Origin of the sequence: Ezakiella coagulans (genome assembly GCF_003096635.1) — a bacterium.
In the GTDB taxonomy this organism is placed as follows: Bacteria; Bacillota; Clostridia; order Tissierellales; family Peptoniphilaceae; genus Ezakiella; species Ezakiella coagulans.
On record NZ_QEKV01000004.1, the window covers coordinates 123,958 to 142,103 of the forward strand.

Here is an 18,146-nt window from a genome sequence, read left to right on the forward strand (position 1 = left end):
AATGTAATGTTAAATTAAGGAGAGATTGAATGTTTAATTGGTTTAAAAACAAATTTTCTAAGAAAAAAGAAAATGATGAGAATAAGATTGAAGAAGTTATAGAGGAGTCAACAAAAAAAGTTGATGAAGCGGAAATATCAGAACCGATTTTCCAAAAGAAAACCGAGTCACATGAAATAAAAAATGAGCCGACTTTTGAAAAGAAGGTTGAAACTCATGAAGAAGCATTTAAAAATGAAACTATAAAAACAGAAGTTCCTGAAAAGAAAGAAGAACCTGTTGTAAAAGAAGTTGTTACCGAAGAAAAGCATGTTGAACCGGCTCCAAAGATTGAAACTCATGAAGAAATAAAAGAAGAACCGAAGCAGGAAGTAGTTCAAGAAAAATATGAAGAGCCGAAAAAAGAATTGATTCATGCAGCAGTGAAGAAAGAACTTGAAAATACGAATGACGAAGAAGAGCTGAAAGATACAAAGGAAAGCATATTCAAGAGATTTATTAAAGGCGTCAACAAGACCAGAAAGAATTTCAGCTACCAAATCAACTCCGTATTTACAGAAAACGATATCGACGACGATTTCTATGAAGAACTTGAAGAAGTTATGGTTATGGGTGACATCGGAGCTTCGACAACAATGACTATTATTGACATTTTGAAGGAAAGAATTATCGATAAAGGCATACACAAAACTTCGGAAGCGAAGGAACTTTTAAAAGAAATTATTTTGGAAGTTATGAACGAACATATCGAGGACAATTATCTTCACCTCGAACCGTCACCGGCAATTTTGATGCTTGTCGGTGTTAACGGAGTCGGAAAGACAACGACATGTGGAAAGCTTGCATATCAATTTAAACAAGAGGGCAAGAGTGTTGCTATTATCGCTGCTGACACATTTAGAGCTGCCGCAATCGAACAGCTCGAAGTTTGGGGCGAAAGAGCAGGCGTTAAAATCATTAGTCAAAAAGAAGGCTCGGACCCTGCTGCAGTTGTTTTTGACGGACTCGATTATTCAATCAAAAACAATATCGACATCACAATTATCGATACAGCGGGACGTCTTCACAACAAAGTGAACCTCATGAATGAGCTCAACAAGGTAAAAAGAATTATTGACAAGAAGATGCCGAATGCAACAATGGAAGTTATATTGGCACTCGACGCAACTACGGGACAAAACGCACTCCTTCAAGTTAAAGAATTTAAAGAAGCCGCTGAAATTACAGGTGTTTCTTTAAATAAACTCGACGGCACTGCAAAGGGCGGAGTTATAATTCCGATTCAATACGAAGAAAAAATTCCGGTAAAGATTGTCGGTGTAGGAGAATCGATTTACGACCTTCAACCTTTCGAGCCGGAACTCTTTGTAAATGCTATATTTGAGTAATTTATAAATATTTATGAAAATTGCGAAAAAACTATTGACAAGCGGTTATTTATTTGATATTATATCTATGTCAACAAAAAAGGTTGACAAGGGGTTGTTGTTATGATAGAATATTTTGAGTTGGGACGGCTTTATGATTTTTACAAAGAGCTGTTGACCGATCGACAAAGAGAAGCACTTGATCTATATTACAATGACGATTTGACAATGATTGAAATTGCGGAAGAACTTGGCATAAGTAAACAGGCGGTTTCAACAAATATCAAAAACGGAGTTTCAAATCTCGAAAAATTCGAAGAAAATCTGAAACTTGCGAGAAATTATTATATTATAGAAAGTGCAAAAGATAAACTTGAGAATTTATATAATAACTCTGTAAAGAAAAAAGATTTACCGACAGATGTTGAAGAAGAAATTTTTGCAATTCTAAGTATGCTCGATGAAATTTGATTAAAGGTGATTATATGTTTGAAAGTTTAAGTGAAAAAATACAATCCAGTCTCGCAAAGATTACCGGAAAGGGCAAGCTCAACGAAAAAGATGTAGACCTGGTAATGCGAGAAGTAAAGATGGCACTTTTGGAGGCAGATGTAAACTTTAAAGTTGTTAAAAGCTTTACTAAAACCGTCAAAGAAAGAGCAATTGGAAAAGAGGTTATGGAAAGCCTCACACCGGCTCAACAAGTTATAAAAATTGTTAATGAAGAGCTCACAAATATCATGGGCGGCAAGGAAGAAAAACTTGATTTTTCGAGAAAGCCGACAGTAATCATGATGTGCGGTCTTCAAGGTGCCGGTAAAACTACAACCACAGCAAAGCTAGCAGGGCTTTTAAAGAAGGATAACAAGAGACCGCTTTTGGTCGGTGTTGACATCTATAGACCTGCAGCAATTAAACAACTTCAAGTTGTGGGTGAACAAGTTGGTGCACCGGTTTTTGAAAGGGGAACTCAAACTCCGTCAAAAACTGTTCTCGAAGCTTATGAATATGCAAAGAGAGAAAACCACGACGTAATTTTGGTCGACACGGCAGGAAGACTTCACATTGACGAAACTTTGATGGACGAGCTTAAAGATATTGAAAAAGCTGTGCCGGTGAGTGAAGTTTTACTCGTTCTTGACTCGATGACGGGACAAGATGCTGTAAATGTTGCAAAGACATTCGATGAAAGCTTATCGATTACGGGCGTTATTCTTACAAAGCTTGACGGTGACGCAAGAGGCGGTGCCGCACTAAGTATCAGATCGGTCGTTGACAAGCCGATAAAGTTCATCACAACAGGTGAAAAACTTGACAAGATCGAGTCCTTTAAACCGGACAGACTTGCAGGAAGAATTCTTGGCATGGGCGATGTTTTGAGCTTGATTGAAAAAGCTGAAGCGGTTTATGACCAAAAGAAAGCTGCAGAACTTGAGCAAAAAATGCGTGATATGAGTTTTACATTTGACGATTTCCTCGAACAGATGGCGGCTCTAAAGAAGATGGGACCGATAAAGGACATTCTGGGAATGATTCCGGGAATGAACAGTAAAGCACTTGGCAACATTGAAGTTGATGAAAAGCAAATGGGACACATTGAGGCGATAATAAGAAGTATGACACCGATGGAAAGGATAAATCCTGATATTATCGATGCTTCGAGAAAAGAGAGAATCGCAAATGGTTCCGGAACGTCACCTGTCGAAGTTCAAAAACTTTTGAAACAGTTTAAAGACACGAAGAAGATGATGAAGAAGTTCGGCAATATGACAAAGAAAAAGAAACCTGGCAAAATGGGATTTCCATTTTTTAAATAGGTAATAGATTTTTGAGGAGGTGAATGATTTGGCAGTTAAAATCAGATTAAAGAGAATGGGTTCAAAGAAAAGACCATATTATAGAGTTGTTGTTGCAGACGCAAGAGCACCTAGAAACGGACGTTTTATTGAAGAAATCGGCTTTTACAATCCGGTAAGCGAACCAAAAGCTTGCAAGATTGATAAGGAAAGAGTTGAATACTGGATTGGAGTTGGTGCAAAACCGACAGATACAGTAAATTATCTCTTAAAAACTTATAATATTAAGAGCGACAAGAAAGCAGAAAAAGCTCCAGAAGCAAAAGAAGCTGAATAAACAGAAGAATAGGTGAAATATGAAGGATTTATTGTATCATATTGTAAGTAATTTGGTTATAAATACCGAAGCCATTGAAATTACGGAAGAAGAAAAGGATAGAGAGATTACTTATTTTCTCAAAGTCGCAAATGAAGACTTGGGAAGGGTTATCGGCAAAAGAGGAAGAATTGCAAACAGCATCAGAACTATTGCACGTGCTTCCAAAAACGAATCCGGCAAAAATATTTTTGTGGAGATAGTCGATTAGTGAATAATCTCAGAGAGGTTGGAAAAATCGCTTCACCTTTTGGTCTTAAAGGTGCTTTCAAAGTCATGCCGTCGGTCGACAAAAATGAACAGTTTTTTGAATTTACAGAAATGGTTATTTTTGGAATGAGCGATAGTTTTGAAATTGAAGACGTTTGGACTAAAAAGAAAAGTCTCTATGTTAAACTAAGGGGACTTGATTCGATTGACGATATCGAAAAGAGAATCGGTTATTCGATTTATGTTTCGAACGATGAATACGAAAACAGTTTGCAGGAAGGAAGATTTTTTGTAAACGATTTGATTGGTATCAAAGTTTTTGTCGGCGAAAAGGAAATCGGCGAGGTGAAGGATGTTATAAATGGACCGGGACAAGACATATTTGTCATTACAAATGGCGAAGATGAAGCAATGGTTCCGTTTGTAAAAGCTTTTTTTGAAGATGTCGACACAAAGTCAAAGAGAGTAAATTTTAAACCTGTGGAAGGATTGATACCTTGGATATAAATATTTTGACAACATTTCCGTCGTTTACGGATTCCATAAAGGACTACTCGATGATTAAACGAGGGGTTGAGGCGGGAATTGTGAGTATTAATTCAGTAGATATTCGTGCTTTTTCGAATGATCCGAATCAGCGTACCGACGATTATCCATACGGTGGCGGAAACGGTATGCTTATGTGCTGTCAACCGATATATGACGCTCTTAAGTCGATTGAAAACCCGGGAACGGTGATTTATATGTCGCCGCACGGAAAGACAATCAACCAGGAAGTCTTGAATGAACTTTCAAAACTTCCGGCAATGACAATACTTTGTGGACACTATGAAGGCGTAGACAGAAGAATTATTGACAATTATGTGAATCTCGAATTAAGTGTTGGGGATTATGTCCTGACAGGAGGGGAATTACCGGCGATGATGCTCATTGATGGAGTATCAAGGTTGTTACCGGGACTTCTTAAATCGGAGGATTCTTATACCGAAGAGTCTTTTTATCACGGTTTATTGGAGCATCCTCAATATACGAGACCATATGATTTCAACGGATTCAAAGTACCGGATATACTTCTTTCCGGCAACCACAAGCTGGTCGATAAATATAATTTGATGGAAAGTATAAAACTTACAAAGAGATTGCGTCCCGATTTGATTGATGAATTGGACGCGGATAAATTTGAAGACAAAGAAATTAGAAATTTCATTATAAAAATGAAGGAAGGAGGATATGATGAACGTTATTAATGCACTTAATCAAGAACAGTTAAAGAATGATATTCCTGAATTTAGAGTTGGAGATACTGTTAAAGTTCACTACAAAGTCGTTGAAGGTGAAAAAGAAAGAATCCAAGTTTATGAAGGTACAGTTATTAAACGCCAAGGCGGACAAGTTCAAGAAACATTTACTGTAAGAAGACTTTCTTATGGTGTAGGTGTAGAACGTACATTCCTCTTACACTCTCCAAGAATTGCAAAATTGGAAGTTGTAAGAAAAGGTCATGTACGTAGAGCTAAACTCTTCTATTTAAGAGGCCGTCAAGGTAAAGCTGCTAAGGTTAAAGAAATCAAATTTTAATTATAAGGATGAGCCGAAGTATCTTTATGCATAGGTTCATCCTTTTAATATACTTATTTTTATTTTGCTGAAGGAGGCATTTATGAGTTGGTATCCCGGCCATATGAAAAAGGCATTGGACGAAATTAAAGAAAAGATTAAACTGGTTGATGTAGTCGTTGAAGTTATTGATGCGAGAATGCCTTATAGCACAAAGAATCCTTACGTCGCAAAAATTGCGGAAAATAAGGAACATATTTTACTTATGACAAAAAAAGACTTGGCTGACAAAGAAGAGACGGCGAAATGGTTGAAACAATTTCGTGAAGACGGTTTCAGTGCTTTTGCGATAAATACATTTGATAAAAGAGACATTTCATCGTTCAAGAGATTTTTAAAAGATGTGAAACAAGATATTCTTGAAAACAAAAAGTCAAAGCGTGAAAATTTTGAGATGAAGGTCATGGTTGTCGGCATGCCGAACGTCGGTAAGTCGAGTTTTTTGAATGCGTTTAAAGGCACAAAGAGTACGAAAGTCGGAAATACTCCGGGAGTTACGAGAAATATGCAGTGGGTGCGAACAGGTGAAGACATTCTTCTTTTGGATACGCCGGGCATTTTGATGATGAGTAGGAGCGAGGAAAACAGAGTGACGAATCTCGAGGTTTTAAACTCGATTGACACATCGGAAGTGGATGCGGCTGAAACGGCACTCTTAATGATAAAGATTTTGCAAACTCGCTATCCGGGACTTCTAAACAACAGATACGGAGTTGACGAATCGGAAGAACCGCTCGCAGTGCTCGAGGGCATTGCAAAGAGGCGCGGTGCACTCATAAAAGGCGGCGAGTATGACTACTCAAGAGCCGGTTCGATTTTGGTCGACGAATTTAGAAAGGGTGTTCTCGGCAATTTGACATTGGAGTCGGTCGATGAGATATATTGAAGAGTCGCTCGATGAAACATATATCTGCGGCATAGACGAGGTCGGTCGCGGGCCGCTTTTCGGCGATGTCGTATGTGCTGCGGTAATCATGAAAAAGAACAACTACATCGTCGGTATCGATGACTCGAAGAAACTTACCGAAAAAAAGCGAAATATATATTTTAACGAAATTTACAAAAGAGCGTGTGCAATCGGGCTTGGAAGTGCGTCAAAAGAAGAGATTGACGAAATCAATATACTAAATGCGACAAAGCTTGCGATGACAAGAGCACTCAATGAAGCAGCGAGGATAGTTCAACCTGACATAGTTCTTGTGGATGCCGTGAAGCTCGACATTCCGTACAAGACGCTCTCAATCATACACGGCGATCACCTTTCGTACAACATCGCAGCTGCGTCAATTATTGCAAAAGTTTCGAGAGACAGACTCTGCTACGGTTGGGACAAGATGTATCCGGAGTACGGCATTTTAAAGCACAAGGGCTACGGCACAAAAGCTCATCGTGAAGCGATTTTAAAATATGGAAGAACACCGCTTCACAGAGAAAGTTTCAAGGTGAAGCTATGAAATCAAATAACAAAATTGTAGGAAATCTCGGGGAGGATATGGCCGCCGAATATCTTGAAAAACATGGTTACATGATTTTTAAGAGAAATTATAGAAATCGATACGGAGAAGTGGACATCATTGCAATTAAGGATGAGTTTCTCGTGTTTGTCGAGGTTAAGGCGAGAAAAAATCGGATGTTTGGAAATCCGCAGGACGCCGTTGACGATGAAAAAATTCGTCACATTGTCGACGTTTCGGACGGCTTTATGAGAGAAATGAATTGGTCGGATATAACGGTCAGATTTGACATCGTGGAAATTGTTTTCGATGAGAATTATATAAATCATATTGAAAACGCATTTTATAGTTATAGATGATGGAGGAGTTATGTATTCAAGCATAAGAAGTGCAGTTTTACTTGGCATTGTCGGCGCGGAGCTAAAAGTTGAATGCGACCTTGCACAAGCAAAATGCAATTTTACTATAGTAGGCCTTGCGGACAAGGCGATAAACGAAAGCAGAGAAAGATGTACGGCGGCGATTTTTAACAGCGGATTTCGTTTTCCGCAAAAGAAAATCACGATAAATCTTTCGCCTGCAAACATAAAAAAAGAAGGCTCGCACACAGACCTTCCTATTGCAATTTCAATTCTTGAAGCTGACGGCGTCATCGAAGAAAGACGCACGGACGACTTTGTTTTCTTGGGCGAACTTGGGCTCGACGGAAAAATTGTCCCAATTGACGGGGTGCTCCCGATGGTTTTATCGATGAGGGATATGGGATTTAAGAAATTTGTCGTACCATATGAAAATCGAATGGAATGCTCGATTCTTGATGATGTAAAAGTATATCCGGTGAAAACTCTAAAGGAAACGGTCGACTTTTTAAACGGCAATCTAGAAATCGCACCGTCACACATTGTCGAACCGATGGACCTTGAGCCGGAATATGACGTGGATTTTTCTGAAATCAAATCGCAAGAAAATCTGAAGAGAGCATTTGAAATTGCAGCGGCAGGAAACCACAACATACTTATTATCGGACCGCCGGGTTCCGGAAAAACCATGGCGGCAAGAAGACTTCCGACAATTCTTCCGGACATGACTCTTGAAGAATCAATCGAAAGCACAAAAATATATAGCGTAAGCGGGCTTTTAAAGGAAACGGGACTCATGCGCACGAGACCGTTCAGATCTCCGCACCACACCGCAAGCTCGGTTTCAATCGTGGGCGGCGGTCGCATTCCGAAGCCGGGCGAAGTGAGCCTTGCACACAACGGGGTTCTCTTTCTCGACGAACTTCCGGAATTTCAAAGGAGCACTCTCGAAGTTTTAAGACAACCTATGGAAGACAAAGTTGTAAGCATTTCAAGAATTAACGCACAGATAAAATACCCGGCGAACTTTATGTTCGTCGCCTCAATGAACCCTTGTCCATGCGGATATTATGGGGACCCGAACCACAATTGCACTTGCACGCAAAGCCAAATCGACAGATATCTCGGAAAGATTTCAAATCCGCTCCTCGACAGAATCGACATTCACGTCGAAGTGAATGCGGTCAAATACGATGAGCTAAAGAGCGATAAGCCGGCGGAAACGTCAAAAGAAATCAGAAAGCGTGTAAACAAAGCTAGAAATCGTCAAATCGAAAGATATAAGGACATCGGCATAACTAACAACGCCGAGCTAAATGGCAAGGCGATAAAGAAGTTTATACATCTGGGCGAAGCGGAAACGCAAATTTTAGATATGGCGTACAAAAAATACAAATTCAGCGCACGTGCATACAACAAAATTTTGAAACTCTCAAGAACTATTGCGGACCTTGCGGAGTCCGACGAAATAAAGACGGAGCATGTGCTCGAAGCCCTGAGATACAGGTCGTTCGACTCGAAATATTTCTAGATATGGCTTATTCAAATTGTGATGCGTATATCTTTTTAAATTCTATAAATTTGTCGAACAAAAAAATCATTGCAATCAAAGAGAGTCTCGAAAACATCTCAGAAATTTTCGAAATGACGAAGAATGATTTTATGAGTCTCGAAATTTTGAAGGAAAAAGATATCGATTATATTTTAGAAAATAAAAACTACGATAAGCTCGAGTGGACAAAGGAATATTATAGAAATCTCGGCGTTCACGTGATGACGATTGAAGACGAGGACTATCCGTACAGTTTGAAAAATATCGAAGATGCGCCGCAGATTTTATATATCAAAGGTGAGCTGAAACCTGAAGATCACATCGCACTTGCTGTTGTAGGCTCGAGGCGTTTGAGTGACTACGGAAAAGAAGCGACAAAGTTTATTGCGAGCGAGATTTCAAAACTCGGAATAACTGTTGTTTCGGGAATGGCTGACGGAGCGGACTCAATCGCTCATCGTGCGGCTCTTAAAGAAAACAATCGAACAATTGCGGTTATGGGAACGGGTATCGACGTTATTTATCCGCAGAAAAACAAAGTGCTATATGGAGAAATTTCCGAAAAAGGTGCGGTTATAACGGAGTTTCCGGCGAAAATGAAAGGAGCGCCGTACAATTTTCCGAGAAGAAACCGGATTATAAGCGGACTTTCGCTCGGCGTTGTCGTTGTCGAGGCAAAAGAAAAGTCGGGCACACTTATCACGGCGTCGTTTGCCGCAGAGCAAGGACGAGATGTTTTTGCAATTCCGGGAAACATAAACAGCATCTATTCGAAGGGGACGAATAAGCTCATCCAAGACGGTGCAAAACTCGTTATGGGTGTTGAGGACATTGTTTCGGAAATTCGTGAGCTTCGAGAACTTGCTGAACCGAAAAAGGAAAAGAAGAGCACGAACTTTACGGATGTGCAAAACTTAATCATAAACGAACTTCAAAACGGCGAAGCAAACGTCGATAAGCTTATAGCGAGAACCGGACTTGACGTCACAACACTTCAAGTCACACTTGCGGAACTCGAACTCATGGACTTCATAGTTTCGACAAGGCGCGGCACTTATATGTTAAAAATGAAATGATTTGCATTTTAAGTATAAAAATTTTTAGAAATTTTGACATTATAAATTGATTTATAATATAATCTATTTAATGAAAATATATATTAGAAGGTGTACGTATTATGAAAGACCTGTTTGTACTTATTATACTAGTTGGAATTTTTCTGTTTTCTTGCGAGAATTGTTTACGTCTTAAAAATGATGATTACAATAGTTCAAGTAAATTTTCGAATTATGAATCAAAACATTATTATTCAAGCACTAATGATTCAAAAGATTACGATTTTGATGATTTCGATACAAATAATTATGATGGGGTAGACGCTGTTGCTGATTTTAAAAAAGCTAAACTTTCATTAATAAACGATGCTGATACATTTGAGGTTAATATAGATGGTTCTAGTACAGAAGTTAAACTTATTGGAGTTGGCACACCCAAATTACACAACTCTAACAATGTTCCGGATTATCTATTTAAAGAAACTGTTAAATGTATAGTAGAAAAGCTTAATGGCAGCAGGGAGATTTATATCGAAAAAGATTTACCTGACGATAAAGGATATCAATTAACATATAGGTATATATGGACAACTTTACCTAAACATCCATACAACCCAACTTATGAGGAATTTCAAAATCAATGTTTGAATGCTTATTTGGTACGTCAAGGTTATGCTAAAGTTTCAAAATCTATACCTTATGTAAAATATTCTGACTGGCTCGTTCAACTTGAAACTAGTGCTCGCATAGCTAATAAAGGTATTTGGAATGAAACTGAAAGAGTGAAATGGGAAAATGAAAACAATCAACAACAAGCTGTTTCAGAATCACAGGAAGTTAACACTGATCAAGTAAAATGGGTTCAAACGACCGAAGAAATTACAAACAGGGGAAAAACATATATTGCTGACACAACGCAAGGACCAATTAAGGGAAATATAAAAAGTAAGATTTATCACGTACAAGGGCAGAATAGTTATGATAAAATTTCTGTTAATAATGTTATTTGGTTTAATACTATTGGAGAAGCTGAAGCGGCAGGATATAGACCAGCTGAGAGATAAAATATAAATTATTGTGCAAGCATTTAAGGTTATATTGCGGTTAATAAAACGGCGAAGTAAACGTCGATAAGCTTATAGCGAGAACCGGACTTGACGTTACAACGCTTCAAGTCACACTTGCGGAACTCGAACTCATGGACTTCATAGTTTCGACAAGGCGCGGCACTTATATGTTAAAAATGAAATAATTTGCATTTTTTTTAATAATCTGTTAATATAAGTTTTTGAAGAATATATTGGAAGTGATCAATTGGATTTATTTATAGTTGAGTCGCCTACAAAGGCGCGTGTTATCTCAAAATTTTTGGGAAAAGATAAGAAAGTATTGGCAACAAAGGGACATATAAAGGACCTTCCGCGTTCACGCATGGGAGTCGACATGGAAACTTTGGAGCCTGAATATATAACCATTCGCGGCAAGGGACCGCTTATCAGCGATTTAAAAAAAGCGGCTGCAAAGTCGTCAAATGTCTATATCGCAACAGATAACGATAGAGAGGGAGAAGCCATCGCATGGCATGTTTCGAAAGTGCTCGATGTGGAAGGCAAAAAGAATAGAATTGTTTTTAATGAAATCACGAAACGTTCGATTTTGGAGTCGATAAAATCTCCGAGAGAAATCGACATAGACCTCGTAGACAGTCAACAGGCAAGACGTGTTCTCGACAGAGTTGTGGGCTACAGTATAAGTCCGCTTTTGTGGAAAAAAGTTAAAAATAAACTCTCCGCGGGAAGAGTGCAATCGGTTGCACTCATGCTTATCTGCAAGCGTGAAGACGAAATAAATGCGTTTGAGCCGACTGAATATTGGAATCTTAAAGCTTCGTTTGAGAAAAAGGGAGACTTGTGGTTCGATTTAAAGCAAATCATGGAAAACGGAAAAGCCAAAAATCTCACAGTTCCGAATGAAGTAACTGCAAAAAAAATAGAAAAATATTGCAGCGAAAATAAATATAAAGTCATTGAAAACAGCAAAAACAATCGACAAAAGAGTCCTCAATCTCCGTACACAACTTCGCTTTTGCAACAAGATGCAAACAGACGATTGAACTTCAAATCGGGTTTTACAATGCAAATTGCACAAAAGCTCTATGAAGGTGTGAAAGTGGGAAGAGAAGAAATCGGTCTTATCACATATATGAGAACCGACTCGAAGAGAATTGCACCTGAAGCAATCCAAGCTGCGGGTGAATTTATAGTCGATAGATTCGGAAAAGAGTATTACGAAGGCCCTAAGCACTATGTAAACAAGGGCAAAAACACTCAAGATGCGCACGAAGCGATTCGTCCGACCGACGTTATGAGAACGCCGTCGATGATGAAAAAATATCTCTCTGACACAGAATACAAGCTTTATAAACTTATCTGGGAAAGATTTGTTGCGTCACAAATGGCAAAAGCAAAAGTTATTTCTACAAAAGTTTCGCTTCAAAACGGCGACTACATTTTTAGAAATGTGGTCAACAAGCTCACATTTGACGGATATATGAAAGCGTCAGGCATCGAACCGGGCTACACGGATATCGACTTAAACATGTTTAAAGTCGGATCCCTTCTTTCACATGAAAGATTCACAAAAGAACAACAATTCACTAAACCGCCGGCAAGATACACCGAAGCAAGCTTGATCAAAACACTTGAAAGCGACGGAATCGGAAGACCGTCAACCTATGCTCCGACAATCTCTACACTTGTCAACAGGACTTATGTGGTCATAGAAAACAAGAGCATAAAGCCGACAGAACTCGGAGAACTGGTAAACAAAATTCTTCTTGAATACTTTCCGTCGATTATAAATGTTAAATTCACTGCGGAGCTTGAAGTAATGCTCGACAAAATTGCGGAAGGCAAAGAAGATTGGAGCAAAGCTTTGAGAGAATTTTACGGAATTTTTGAGAAAGACTTGAAAGTTGCAGAAGAAGAGATGGAAAAAATCGAGATAAAAGATGAAGTCTCGGATGTTAAGTGTGAACTTTGCGGCAGAATGATGGTCATTAAACAAGGACCGTACGGAAAATTCCTTGCATGCCCGGGTTTCCCGGAATGCAAAAATACAAAACCGATTGAGGATAAAATCGGAATCAAGTGTCCGAAGTGTGGCAAAGGTGACATCGTTAAAAGAAAGAGCAAGAGGGGCAGAGTCTTCTACGGTTGCAACAGATATCCGGAATGCGACTTTGCGTCATTCGATCTTCCAATCGAAAAGAAATGCCCGAAATGTGGCGGAGTATTGACGGAACGGAAAAAGGCAAAAACGAATCTCATAAAATGCTTGAACTGCGACTATGAGGAAGAATACGAAAGAAATAAAAAATAAATTGGGCGGCTAAACGCCCTTTTTTGTTGGAATGAAACTTTGGAATGATATTTTGAACATGATAAATTAAGAGAAATCGTTTGTCCGGTGCCATAAAAATTCGTTGCAGTTAATTGTTTTAACACTTCTCAGGGTATAAATAAAAACAGAGGTTGATAATATGAATAGAAATAAATATAGACTTGTCGCAATTCTTTTGGCGGCAATCATTCTTGTGGGTTGTATAAAACAGAATAAAAATCCGAAAATAAATAAAACGAAAGAAACTATCGACGCAAGTGATTTAAAGACAATTTACTTTGCCGGCGGTTGCTTTTGGGGAATCGAAGGATATATGGAAAGAATTTACGGCGTGTACGATGCGACGAGCGGATATGCGAACGGTAAAACCGAAAATCCGACCTATGAAGAAGTTTCGACAGGAGAAACGGGGCACGCTGAAACTGTGAAGGTGCAATATGAGCCGAAAAAAATCTCGCTAGAAAAACTCCTCAGTTATTTTTTGATGGTTGTGGACCCGACGAGCCTCAATAAACAGGGAAATGATGAAGGAACGCAGTACCGCTCGGGAATTTATTATGTCGACGACTCCGACAGAGATATAATTGTTGAGAAACTTAAAAAAGAACAGCAAAAATATGATGACGAAATTGTTGTTGAGGTAAAAAAGCTGAACAATTTTTATAATGCCGAAGATTATCACCAAGACTATTTGGTGAAAAATCCGAAGGGCTATTGTCACATCGACCTTTCAAAGGCAAATGAAGTGATAATCGACGAGGACGATTACAAAAAGCCGTCCAATGACGAAATAAAGAAAAAATTGACCGGCGAAGAATACAAAGTCACCCAGGAAAGTGCAACTGAGCCTGCATTCGACAATGAATTTTGGGACAACAACAAAAAGGGAATCTATGTTGACGTCGTTACAGGCGAGCCGCTTTTCAGTTCGACCGACAAATTCGACTCGGGTTGCGGGTGGCCGTCTTTTTCAAAGCCGATTTCAAAAGATGTGCTAAAATACAACAAAGACAACTCGCACAATATGGAAAGGACCGAAGTTAAAAGCAGATCCGGCGACTCGCATTTGGGACACGTGTTCAACGACGGACCGAAGGAGAAGGGTGGACTAAGATACTGCATAAACAGCGCAGCATTAAAATTCATTCCGCTCGAAAAAATGGACGAGAAAGGCTACGGATACTTAAAACACTTGGTAGAATAAATAAAGCACATGAAAATTGCATCTATCTAAGAATTCACTGTGCTTTTGATTGCGTTTAATTTATGAATATGTTGTCCGTGAAATAATGCACTGTCTGTGGTATAATAAATGAAAGGAGAGTGAATCATGTTAATTTTAAAAATCATGCTTATCCTTCTCGGAGTTTCTTTTCTCACATTCGGATACTTAATCTACTCGAAAAAAAGATATGATTTGATAAACGGCTACGAATCGGATTTAAAAGTGGGAAGAAAAACAGAAGAATATGCGAAAAAAGTTGGAAAAATCGAACTTGCAATTGGAGCGGTGCTACTCATTGTAGGGATTATAGTTATTATAAAATTGTAAGAAGGAAACTAAGGGGGAAATATGGAGCTTGTATTAGGAATCGCGGCAATAATATTCGCGGTTTTAAACATTGTTTTTACACTGAAAAAGAAAAATGCGGAACTGTACAGATATTTAAGCCTGTCGTTCACCGCAGTAACTGTGTGCGCATTCTACTCGAGTGCGGCGAGAGACGTCGCCGAAAAAGACTGGAGCGCTCTCATGGACACAGTACCGACAATTAGCACTGCACTTTGGGTGCTTGTTCTAATATCAATTTTAATAAACTCCGTTTCGCTTTTTAAGGGGAATAAATAGGCACTTATGTTTGTAGGTGCTTTTTTTGTGGGGAGATTAAGTTGAATATTTTCGGAGAATTACTATTCCAAAATTAGTAATAATAGTGCAAAAAAATAATTTATAGCAGATCCACAATATCAACGATGAGTAATGCACGGCAAATATACTTTGGATCAATTAAAAATTACAAATCGCCAAACATCATAATAACAAAAATCTCTAAACACGTGTAATCTATATCACTACACAAAAATTCAAAAACTCTAATTATGCACAATAGATATTTATTATAAAGAATCAAAATCTTTAAACCTCGTAATCTTGATAAATTCTCTAAAAATCACAATCTAGATGTTCGCAAAATAACTATCAATAAAAAATAAAATTATCTAAAGAACGTAATATCAATCAATTCTCTAAAAATCAGGAATTGCATTCTATGTTGTTAAAACAACATACAGTATAATGATAATGTGTATATTTTAGTTGTGCTATAAAATGAAGTTAATTTTGAAATAATTCACGTCGTATTTGGTTATAGAATTAATTTCAACAATAACCTAAAAATATGTAATTACATTTTATGTTGTTAAAACAACATACGATACCATCGACAATGTGTATAATTTAGTTAAGATATAAAATAAAGTTGTTTTTGGATTGATTCATGACAAATTTTATAGTCAAATTTTATAATAGTATCAAAATCTATAATTATAAAAATACAAAAAATAATTAAACTCAATATTCACAGTTACCAAAAAATAAAAAAATAAATCCTATGTTGTTAAAACAACATACGGTTCCATCGATTATATGTATAATTTAGTTATGATATAAAATAAAGATGTTTTTGGATTGATTCATGTCAAATTTTATAGTCAAATTTTATAATAGTATTAAAATCTTTAATTATAAAAAAACAAAAAATAATTATATTCAATATTTACAGTTACCAAAAAAACAAAAAAATAAATTCTATGTTGTTATAACAACATAAAGAACTATCGACAATGTGTATAATTTAGTTAAGATATAAAATAAAGTTGTTTTTGGAATAATTCGAATTATTTTATTATATATATTCAATTACTAAATCACCTAAAAACACACAAAAATTAATTAAACTCAGGCTAAACAATCAAACAAAATAAAAAAATACATGTATGTTGTTAAAACAACATACGGTTCTATCGACAATGTGTATAATTTAGTTAAGATATAAAATAAAGTTTTTTTGGACTAATTCGAATTATTTTATTATATATATTCAATTACTAAATCACCTAAAAACACACAAAAATTAATTAAACTCAGGCTCAACAATCACAAAAAATAAAAAATTAAATCCTATGTTGTTAAAACAACATACATTGAAATCAATAATGTGTATAATTTATTTGGGATATAAAATAAAGTTAGTAGCGAAATCTGCAAATTACATTATGAGTTTTGTTATAAAAACAGATAGAATTTTGTTATAAAAACGGATAGAATTTTTTTACTAAAATAGATAGAATTTTTATGTTAAAATAGATAAAATTTTGATATTAATTAGATGAAATTCTGGTATTATTATAGATATAGATATAATTAAATTATTATTGAGTATAAAATTCATGTTATAAAAATTTTTAAGGAGGATATGATGAAATATATTGATTTAAATAAGAGTGTTTACGACCTTGTTAAGGAATATCCGGAGCTTGTGGATATTATGGATGAGCTTGGTTTTTCGGAGATTAAAAAGCCTGTGATGCTAAATTCTGTTGGAAGGTTTATGACTATTCCAAAAGGTGCAAAGACCAAGGGAATTGAGATGATTGATATTATTCTTGCGCTTAAAAAGAACGGCTTTGCCTTTGATAAACCGGATACTGATGAAGCAGCAAGTTCAACTCCTGCTAATAATGCTTTGGCAAAGGACGAGCAAGGAGTTACGAATGATGAAAGGGAAAAGAGAAAGTCTCTTTTAAAGTCATATCTTCAAAGGCTTGAAGATGAGGCTCAATTGGAAGAGGTGAGGGCGGACTTTGTGAAAAATTTTGAGTCGGTCGATGCAAGCGAGATTATGGCTGCTGAAGAAGAGCTTATAAAAGATGGCATGCCTGTAGAAAAAATAAAAAAGCTTTGCGATGTTCACTCTTCGCTCTTTCATGGAATGAGCGTTGAGGAAATTCATGGAGTCGGTGCTAATGGGCTCAGCTTGGAAGAAAAAAGGGCAAATAAAAAACAATTTGCCGCCAATTATAAGACGATTGTCGGGCACCCTCTCTCAACTTTTTCAAAGGAAAATGAATGCGCATCAAAACTCATTGAAGAATTTTTATCGAATCCCGGCGAAGAGCTTCCGAAAGGCATCTCTGATTTATCAATCCATTATGCAAAAAAGGGAGATTTGCTTTATCCGCTTTTAAACAAAAAGTATGGAATGTTTGGACCGTCAAATGTTATGTGGACTGTTGACGATGAAATCAGAGACGGCTTAAGAGACCTTAGAAAATCTTATGATAAGGACAAGGCTGTCGAGGTGTTGACACGAGCCAAGGAAATGATTTACAAAGAAGAAAATATTTTATTTCCACTTTGTGCTGCAAATTTTACGGAAGAAGATTGGCATGGAATTTATTTTGATTCGAAAGATTACGATATAGCGTTTGGAATAGATGAAACTTGGGATGATGCGAAGAAAGCGGAAGAAGGCGACCTTGATATGGATTTCGAAATCAAGATGCCGGGCGGAGTTTTAAAGTTAAAAGAGTTGATTGCTGTTTTAAACACATTGCCTCTTGAAGTAACTTTTGTGGACGCCGGGGACATAAATAGATTTTTCAACGAAGTTCCAAAAGTCTTCAAACGACCGTCAATGGCACTTGGAAGGGATGTTTTTTCATGTCATCCGCCGAAGATTGAGCCGATGGTGCGTGCAATTATCGGCGATTTCAAGTCCGGAGCTCGCGACAAAGTCGAGGTCTATATGAACAAAAAAGAAGGAGATTTTCTTGTATCTTATTTTGCCGTAAGGGATAAAAACGGCACATACCTTGGCACAATGGAACTTGTGCAAAATATGGAAGGAATTAAAAAACATTTGGGTCTTTAGCTCAATAAAACACCCCCTTATTTC

General features: G+C 37.3%; 19 protein-coding genes and 1 pseudogene. All 20 read left to right on the top strand.

What is annotated here, in order from left to right; translation table 11 throughout:
* The first annotated feature begins 29 nt into the window (after window positions 1-29).
* The 20 genes and pseudogenes from ftsY to C7381_RS04525 all read left to right on the top strand — a co-directional run bounded on the left by ftsY (window position 30) and on the right by C7381_RS04525 (window position 18,122).
* The gene (gene ftsY, locus C7381_RS04435) at window positions 30-1,388 is read left to right on the top strand and encodes a signal recognition particle-docking protein FtsY (protein WP_116480035.1); all 1,359 of its coding nucleotides are present in this window, start codon (window positions 30-32) and stop codon (window positions 1,386-1,388) included.
* A 102-nt stretch (window positions 1,389-1,490) separates the two neighbouring features.
* Window positions 1,491-1,838, top strand: coding sequence for a YlxM family DNA-binding protein (gene ylxM / locus C7381_RS04440; RefSeq protein WP_034545270.1), 348 nt, complete (start codon window positions 1,491-1,493; stop codon window positions 1,836-1,838).
* 14 nt (window positions 1,839-1,852) lie between these two features.
* The gene (ffh, locus tag C7381_RS04445; protein ID WP_034545267.1) at window positions 1,853-3,184 is read left to right on the top strand and encodes a signal recognition particle protein; all 1,332 of its coding nucleotides are present in this window, start codon (window positions 1,853-1,855) and stop codon (window positions 3,182-3,184) included.
* 28 nt (window positions 3,185-3,212) lie between these two features.
* Window positions 3,213-3,500, top strand: coding sequence for a 30S ribosomal protein S16 (gene rpsP / locus C7381_RS04450; protein WP_034545265.1), 288 nt, complete (start codon window positions 3,213-3,215; stop codon window positions 3,498-3,500).
* A gap of 19 nt (window positions 3,501-3,519) precedes the next feature.
* Window positions 3,520-3,750, top strand: coding sequence for a KH domain-containing protein (locus C7381_RS04455; RefSeq protein ID WP_034545261.1), 231 nt, complete (start codon window positions 3,520-3,522; stop codon window positions 3,748-3,750).
* Window positions 3,750-4,256 carry a ribosome maturation factor RimM gene (rimM, locus tag C7381_RS04460; protein ID WP_165803593.1) on the top strand — a complete coding sequence of 169 codons (507 nt, stop codon included), beginning with the start codon at window positions 3,750-3,752 and terminating at the stop codon, window positions 4,254-4,256. The genes C7381_RS04455 and rimM overlap by 1 nt, the downstream gene beginning before the upstream one ends.
* The gene (gene trmD, locus C7381_RS04465; RefSeq protein ID WP_116480037.1) at window positions 4,247-4,996 is read left to right on the top strand and encodes a tRNA (guanosine(37)-N1)-methyltransferase TrmD; all 750 of its coding nucleotides are present in this window, start codon (window positions 4,247-4,249) and stop codon (window positions 4,994-4,996) included. Before rimM ends, trmD begins: the two co-directional genes overlap by 10 nt.
* Window positions 4,983-5,327, top strand: a complete 345-nt coding sequence (gene rplS / locus C7381_RS04470; RefSeq protein ID WP_034545254.1) for a 50S ribosomal protein L19 — start codon at window positions 4,983-4,985, stop codon at window positions 5,325-5,327. Before trmD ends, rplS begins: the two co-directional genes overlap by 14 nt.
* Window positions 5,328-5,409: 82 nt before the next feature.
* A complete protein-coding gene (gene ylqF / locus C7381_RS04475; protein WP_116480038.1) occupies window positions 5,410-6,252 on the top strand; it encodes a ribosome biogenesis GTPase YlqF in 843 nt (280 codons plus the stop codon).
* A complete protein-coding gene (locus C7381_RS04480) occupies window positions 6,239-6,820 on the top strand; it encodes a ribonuclease HII (protein ID WP_116480039.1) in 582 nt (193 codons plus the stop codon). Before ylqF ends, C7381_RS04480 begins: the two co-directional genes overlap by 14 nt.
* On the top strand, window positions 6,817-7,179 hold the full coding sequence (locus C7381_RS04485; RefSeq protein ID WP_034545250.1) for a YraN family protein: 363 nt from the start codon (window positions 6,817-6,819) through the stop codon (window positions 7,177-7,179). The genes C7381_RS04480 and C7381_RS04485 overlap by 4 nt, the downstream gene beginning before the upstream one ends.
* A 10-nt stretch (window positions 7,180-7,189) precedes the next feature.
* On the top strand, window positions 7,190-8,710 hold the full coding sequence (locus tag C7381_RS04490) for a YifB family Mg chelatase-like AAA ATPase (protein ID WP_034545248.1): 1,521 nt from the start codon (window positions 7,190-7,192) through the stop codon (window positions 8,708-8,710).
* Between the two features lie 2 nt (window positions 8,711-8,712).
* A complete protein-coding gene (gene dprA, locus C7381_RS04495; RefSeq protein WP_116480040.1) occupies window positions 8,713-9,807 on the top strand; it encodes a DNA-processing protein DprA in 1,095 nt (364 codons plus the stop codon).
* A 101-nt stretch (window positions 9,808-9,908) separates the two neighbouring features.
* Entirely contained in the window at window positions 9,909-10,850 is a 942-nt protein-coding gene (locus C7381_RS04500; protein ID WP_116480041.1) for a sunset domain-containing protein, read from the top strand.
* A gap of 68 nt (window positions 10,851-10,918) precedes the next feature.
* Window positions 10,919-11,038, top strand: a pseudogene (locus C7381_RS08845) (DprA-like winged helix domain-containing protein); the annotation flags it as partial.
* Between the two features lie 62 nt (window positions 11,039-11,100).
* A complete protein-coding gene (gene topA, locus C7381_RS04505; protein WP_116480042.1) occupies window positions 11,101-13,167 on the top strand; it encodes a type I DNA topoisomerase in 2,067 nt (688 codons plus the stop codon).
* Between the two features lie 160 nt (window positions 13,168-13,327).
* On the top strand, window positions 13,328-14,392 hold the full coding sequence (gene msrB, locus C7381_RS04510) for a peptide-methionine (R)-S-oxide reductase MsrB (RefSeq protein ID WP_116480043.1): 1,065 nt from the start codon (window positions 13,328-13,330) through the stop codon (window positions 14,390-14,392).
* A gap of 126 nt (window positions 14,393-14,518) precedes the next feature.
* Entirely contained in the window at window positions 14,519-14,740 is a 222-nt protein-coding gene (locus C7381_RS04515; protein ID WP_116480044.1) for a DUF3784 domain-containing protein, read from the top strand.
* A gap of 21 nt (window positions 14,741-14,761) precedes the next feature.
* Window positions 14,762-15,037 carry a hypothetical protein gene (locus tag C7381_RS04520; RefSeq protein ID WP_116480045.1) on the top strand — a complete coding sequence of 92 codons (276 nt, stop codon included), beginning with the start codon at window positions 14,762-14,764 and terminating at the stop codon, window positions 15,035-15,037.
* Between the two features lie 1,630 nt (window positions 15,038-16,667).
* Window positions 16,668-18,122 carry a DUF438 domain-containing protein gene (locus tag C7381_RS04525; RefSeq protein WP_425433152.1) on the top strand — a complete coding sequence of 485 codons (1,455 nt, stop codon included), beginning with the start codon at window positions 16,668-16,670 and terminating at the stop codon, window positions 18,120-18,122.
* Window positions 18,123-18,146: the final 24 nt, after the last annotated feature.

What these genes read in the sequence shown, in the direction of transcription:
- ftsY (WP_116480035.1), top strand. Translation starts at nt 30, where the DNA reads ATGTTTAATTGGTTTAAAAACAAATTTTCTAAGAAAAAAGAAAATGAT.
- ylxM (WP_034545270.1), top strand. Translation starts at nt 1,491, where the DNA reads ATGATAGAATATTTTGAGTTGGGACGGCTTTATGATTTTTACAAAGAG.
- ffh (WP_034545267.1), top strand. Translation starts at nt 1,853, where the DNA reads ATGTTTGAAAGTTTAAGTGAAAAAATACAATCCAGTCTCGCAAAGATT.
- C7381_RS04455 (WP_034545261.1), top strand. Translation starts at nt 3,520, where the DNA reads ATGAAGGATTTATTGTATCATATTGTAAGTAATTTGGTTATAAATACC.
- rplS (WP_034545254.1), top strand. Translation starts at nt 4,983, where the DNA reads ATGAACGTTATTAATGCACTTAATCAAGAACAGTTAAAGAATGATATT.
- ylqF (WP_116480038.1), top strand. Translation starts at nt 5,410, where the DNA reads ATGAGTTGGTATCCCGGCCATATGAAAAAGGCATTGGACGAAATTAAA.
- C7381_RS04480 (WP_116480039.1), top strand. Translation starts at nt 6,239, where the DNA reads ATGAGATATATTGAAGAGTCGCTCGATGAAACATATATCTGCGGCATA.
- C7381_RS04485 (WP_034545250.1), top strand. Translation starts at nt 6,817, where the DNA reads ATGAAATCAAATAACAAAATTGTAGGAAATCTCGGGGAGGATATGGCC.
- C7381_RS04490 (WP_034545248.1), top strand. Translation starts at nt 7,190, where the DNA reads ATGTATTCAAGCATAAGAAGTGCAGTTTTACTTGGCATTGTCGGCGCG.
- dprA (WP_116480040.1), top strand. Translation starts at nt 8,713, where the DNA reads ATGGCTTATTCAAATTGTGATGCGTATATCTTTTTAAATTCTATAAAT.
- C7381_RS04500 (WP_116480041.1), top strand. Translation starts at nt 9,909, where the DNA reads ATGAAAGACCTGTTTGTACTTATTATACTAGTTGGAATTTTTCTGTTT.
- msrB (WP_116480043.1), top strand. Translation starts at nt 13,328, where the DNA reads ATGAATAGAAATAAATATAGACTTGTCGCAATTCTTTTGGCGGCAATC.
- C7381_RS04515 (WP_116480044.1), top strand. Translation starts at nt 14,519, where the DNA reads ATGTTAATTTTAAAAATCATGCTTATCCTTCTCGGAGTTTCTTTTCTC.
- C7381_RS04520 (WP_116480045.1), top strand. Translation starts at nt 14,762, where the DNA reads ATGGAGCTTGTATTAGGAATCGCGGCAATAATATTCGCGGTTTTAAAC.
- C7381_RS04525 (WP_425433152.1), top strand. Translation starts at nt 16,668, where the DNA reads ATGAAATATATTGATTTAAATAAGAGTGTTTACGACCTTGTTAAGGAA.